4 protein-coding genes are annotated in these 4,444 nt (G+C 37.7%); 2 read left to right on the top strand and 2 right to left on the bottom strand.

The features are described from left to right. Window positions 1-209: 209 nt before the first annotated feature. A complete protein-coding gene (locus H9X96_RS22305) occupies window positions 210-1,421 on the top strand; it encodes a site-specific integrase (RefSeq protein ID WP_187668410.1) in 1,212 nt (403 codons plus the stop codon). Between the two features lie 682 nt (window positions 1,422-2,103). Here H9X96_RS22305 and H9X96_RS22310 read toward each other — a convergent pair. Together H9X96_RS22310 and H9X96_RS22315 are read right to left on the bottom strand one after the other, a co-directional pair. Next, complete coding sequence (locus H9X96_RS22310) at window positions 2,104-3,108, bottom strand: hypothetical protein (protein ID WP_187668411.1); 1,005 nt, start codon at window positions 3,106-3,108, stop codon at window positions 2,104-2,106. Continuing rightward, window positions 3,105-4,118, bottom strand: coding sequence for a nucleoid-associated protein (locus tag H9X96_RS22315; RefSeq protein ID WP_187668412.1), 1,014 nt, complete (start codon window positions 4,116-4,118; stop codon window positions 3,105-3,107). The genes H9X96_RS22310 and H9X96_RS22315 overlap by 4 nt, the downstream gene beginning before the upstream one ends. 185 nt (window positions 4,119-4,303) lie before the next feature. Between H9X96_RS22315 and H9X96_RS23210 the strand changes: the two genes are divergently transcribed. Next, a partial coding sequence (locus tag H9X96_RS23210; protein WP_187668413.1) for a transposase occupies window positions 4,304-4,444 on the top strand: 141 nt, incomplete at its 3' end.

Consider the following 4,444-nt stretch of genomic DNA (forward strand, 5'->3'; position numbering starts at 1 on the left):
CTTTCAATGCAAAAGTGAAAGCTTTCAGGGCTACTTCCAGGGGCGTAAGAGATGTCAAATTCTTTCTGTTCAGACTTTCTAAAATCTATGCTTAAACTTCCTTCCCCCCAAGAATTCCGCTTGATCCATATTCAGAACGTTCATTCATTAAACGACTTGACGTCCATTAACTGCAAGGCTACATTTGTTTAACCTTAAATCAGTTGATTATGAAAACGAATTTCAGTATGCTATTCTACATGAAAAAGCAAAAAAACTATTCTTGCGGTGATTCCCCTATCTATTTAAGGATTACCGTAGAAGGAAATCGTGTGGAAATTACTACAGGACAAGAATGCAAACCGGAACACTGGAATCCCAAAACCGGACGATTAACCGGAACTAAAGAAGATACAAAAAGGTTTAATGCCTATCTGGACAACTTACAGGCAATGGTTTATCGGGCACACAAAGATCTTACCCAAGCTGGTCTTACAGTTACCGCAGAAAGCATCAGAAACAAATTTCAAGGCAAAGACACCGTAACACATACATTATTAGAGGCTGTTAAAAATCACAACAAAAAAATGAAAGCTTTGGTAGGTAAACAATATGCGATTGGGACTTTAAAAAGATTTGAGATACTGGAACGTCACCTTCAAGCTTTTATGCTCGAAAAGCACAAGATCACTGATATAGGGATCAAAGAAATAAACCATGCGTTTATCAGCGATTTTGAATTTTATCTAAGAACAGAAAACAGCTGCGCGAACAATACCGCTATACGATACCTTAAAAACTTCGGCAAGATCATCCGCATTTGTTTAAACCTGAAATGGATCGACAATGACCCGATGTTTGGCTATAAGCTTAAATCTAAACCGGTAGAGCGCCCATTTCTGTCGGAGGAAGAACTACAACGCATTGCGCAAAAACAGTTTAGTACTACAAGGCTTTTACAAGTTAGGGATGTGTTTCTGTTTTGCTGTTTTACCGGACTTGCTTACGCTGACGTTCAAAAACTAAAGCTGTCCAACATCACCAAAGGAGTTGATGGAAATCACTGGATCTTCACCAACAGAAAGAAAACTAACATCCGTTCGGCTATCCCTCTGCTACCTTCTGCGATGACAATTTTAGACCGATATAGTAAGAATGAATATTGTGTTATTAAAGACAGAGCAATGCCAGTGGCCAGCAACCAAAAGTTAAACGAATATTTAAAAGAGATTGCTATACTGTGTGAAATTGATAAACCCCTAAGTTCTCATATTGCCCGCCACACCTTTGCAACTACGGTCACACTCTTAAATTTCGTTCCCATTGAAAGCGTATCAAAAATGCTGGGGCATACTAATATCAGAAAAACCCAGATTTATGCAAAAGTATTGGATATTAAAGTTGGTGCAGATATGGCACTACTGAGAGAGAAATATCGCTAACATAGTTGAGAAAATGCAAAGAACCCGATTAAGACATACTAGGAATGTATGACATTATTAAACAATCAATATCGCATAATAACGCATAATAACGCAAATTACAAACTCTTCTAAAACACAATTCGGGAAAGTTTTCTAGGGTTTTATTTTGCGTTATTATGCGATATTACTTTTTATTCAATACAGAAAGTAAAAACACCTATAAATAGGTAAAACAGAAAAGAATACAAATAAGAAACAACTATTTTTAGACTATTTCAACGTATTACAATGGTAAAAAATCTATCTGACAAATCAGTATTTTTTGGTTAAAAACTTTAGGTTATTTCACTTCTTGAAGCTTTAAAAACAGAATAAAACTTACTAGGTAAATATCATAGTTTTTTTGCTTTCAAACGCTACTATCATCTTCTTTACTTTTATTGACTATTAGTTTGAAGGTAGCAGCAAAAATGAGAAGTATAATCAGCAAACATATCGTTATTTGCCATGTTCCCATATTCATCATCATGAGTAAGTAACCTACAAAAGCCAATACTCCCAACGAAAAGAAAACGTAATAGGCATCGATCCCGGTAACGAGGTTCTCGATACGGCCTTTGATCTGGTTTTTGGTTATCAGGAAGGCTTTTAACTCGTTGGGAAAGTTCACGAAAAACTTTGAACTGGCCAACTGGTCGAATTAGCTTTCTAGATTTTTTTTGATGTCGCTGACGTCGTCGCGCTGGAGTTTCAGTAAAAATATCGAGAACAGCGCATAGAGTACAAAAACAAACAGGATTAGCACTAATGTCAGATTTGAATCGGAAACTTTATAGCTGCCGAATAATGATGCAGCAATGGTAATTGGCAACGCGATTACCTGGTTAGTTAGCTTACTTAAAATTTCACGTAATTGGGTAAAATATTTATTTTTCTGATCGATGTAATCCTTTTTCAGGTTTTCCAGAGAGAGGTCATGCAGGTATATTTCAAAGTTCTGTTCGGACACATTCAGAATCTCTCCTAACTTTTCCAACAGCATGATAATCCTTTCTGGCTTGTCAAATCTGGAGAGTTGGCCTACTGTCTCATTTTTTATGAACTTTGGAAAATGTTTGCTCTGGTCACAAAATGCAGAAACTAATTTTTGGTAATTAGCTTTTAATTTCAGGTCCTTTTTTAAGTTCAGTCCTCCCACGGGAAAGTTGATACTTAGTTTTCCTTCCTTTTTTAAGGTGGTGAGCACTATCAGCCGGCTGTCCCAACTAAAATGATCGACAAAGTAAAATATAGCATCTTCCTGATGCTCCTGGCTTTTCAAAAAGATAAGCAGTAAGAAATAATGGTGGTTATTTAGCAGCAAAAAATAATCGTCTACAACCTTGCCATCTATTTCTGTAGTCTGAACCGCCGGGTTGTAAAATGCTTTATTACTGTGAATATAAATGGGCTTGTTCCAGGTGCTCCTTCCCGTTTTCTTTAGAAAATGGGCTTCATCTTTGTAAAAATAATATGGCAAACTTCCCAAGTCAATTTCGACATCGCTGCCCAAATTTTCCACCTGGATCATGCCTTCCTTAGTGATGTCCTTCAAAACCTGTTCATTACCCAGAACTGCGAATACTAGCGTGTCCCGCTCAGGATCGTAGCGGAATTCGTTAATTTCCGCAAGCTTTTTGTTCAAATAGTCGAAGGTGTCGATCATTTCTGGTTAATCTTGGTCCTGAGGTCATCGGCTAATTTTTTAGAAGTCAGGATGACCACACTTGAATCCTCGTCCGAAAGAGTAACTTTTTCATTAATGTCTCCACGGGAAAAAGCAAGCCGGATTCCATCCTTATTGGCTTCAATCCTTTTGAAGCGACTGAGTGCTTTAGAATCATATCTGAATTCAGAATCGATCTCTATCTCCTTTTCCCTCACATAATCGGGGATAGTATTCTCATCACCATATAGCTGGAAGCTGAGTTGGCGCAAATTAACAGTTCTGCTGGCCGAGGATTTTATATTGTTAAAGGCAAGCTCACGGATGTCGTTTACACTATAGCTCATACCTTCTGTAGGGTGCACCGGCAGAGGCAGGTCAGAAACGATGCCAAATAGTCTATTGGTATAATCCTTATTAGATTCCGGCTTGTCTACCCCTATCCATTCATAAAAGTATTCCGAGATATCATTCTGGCCACTTTTTATTAGGGATAAGTGGTTACTATCCTGGTCCTCCAGTTTATTGATGTTTATCCGGCAGCCCATAGCTAGCTTATTGGTATCCATATACTTGGTGAGGTTCACTGCAAAAGTATGCTCGCTTTCGTTTTTTTCCAAAAGCATACCTTCTACGTCTCTAATTAGATATACTCCGATAAAGTTTACGGTATTTACAGTGTATTCGGCAAAAACTAGAAAACCACCCCTGGCCATGAATTTACCCTTCATGATCCCTTCAAGTTCTTCTGTTACTACCTGGGTAAAGGCCAGAAATGCATCACCGCTAAGTTTCTGTTGATATTCATTGAATCTAAAATAGAATTCGTTCTTATCCTGCTTGAAAATACCATATACCACATCATCTTTGGAAAAGGCATTATTGAGCAGCAAAGCCAGCCTTTGGGTCTTATGCTCATTGGTGAGCAGGACGTTGGAAAGAAAAGATTTTGCGTCGTCAGATTTCTGTTCCTTGATTACTTCGTGTATTACAATTTTTTTAAGCTCCATTGGCTTGTTTGGTTAAGAGGCTAATATTTAGATTGAAGTTAATGTTTTAAGTGATAAATTTCTTACGGTTTCCCGTAGTTTTCGATATCTAACTAATCTTACTATTATTCATTAGTGTCAACATTTGGAGTTGCTACCTTTAAGTAGACAGCAAGTTAAGTGAATTTGATAACTTAACAGAAATTATGTCACGAGAAAAAAAAACCTATCCGAAAGAGTTCAAGATGATGAGCGTTGAACTGAGTAATACCCGCACAGATCTGAGTGCGCTGGCCAAAGAACTAGATATCAGTTCGGCGTTGTTGTACCGTTGGCGGAAGGAATTC

The organism is Pedobacter sp. N36a, assembly GCF_014472395.1.
In the GTDB taxonomy this organism is placed as follows: Bacteria; Bacteroidota; Bacteroidia; order Sphingobacteriales; family Sphingobacteriaceae; genus Pedobacter.

Coding starts and splice junctions, on each gene's coding strand:
- H9X96_RS22310 (WP_187668411.1), bottom strand. CDS start 3,108: ATGATCGACACCTTCGACTATTTGAACAAAAAGCTTGCGGAAATTAAC.
- H9X96_RS22305 (WP_187668410.1), top strand. CDS start 210: ATGAAAACGAATTTCAGTATGCTATTCTACATGAAAAAGCAAAAAAAC.
- H9X96_RS22315 (WP_187668412.1), bottom strand. CDS start 4,118: ATGGAGCTTAAAAAAATTGTAATACACGAAGTAATCAAGGAACAGAAA.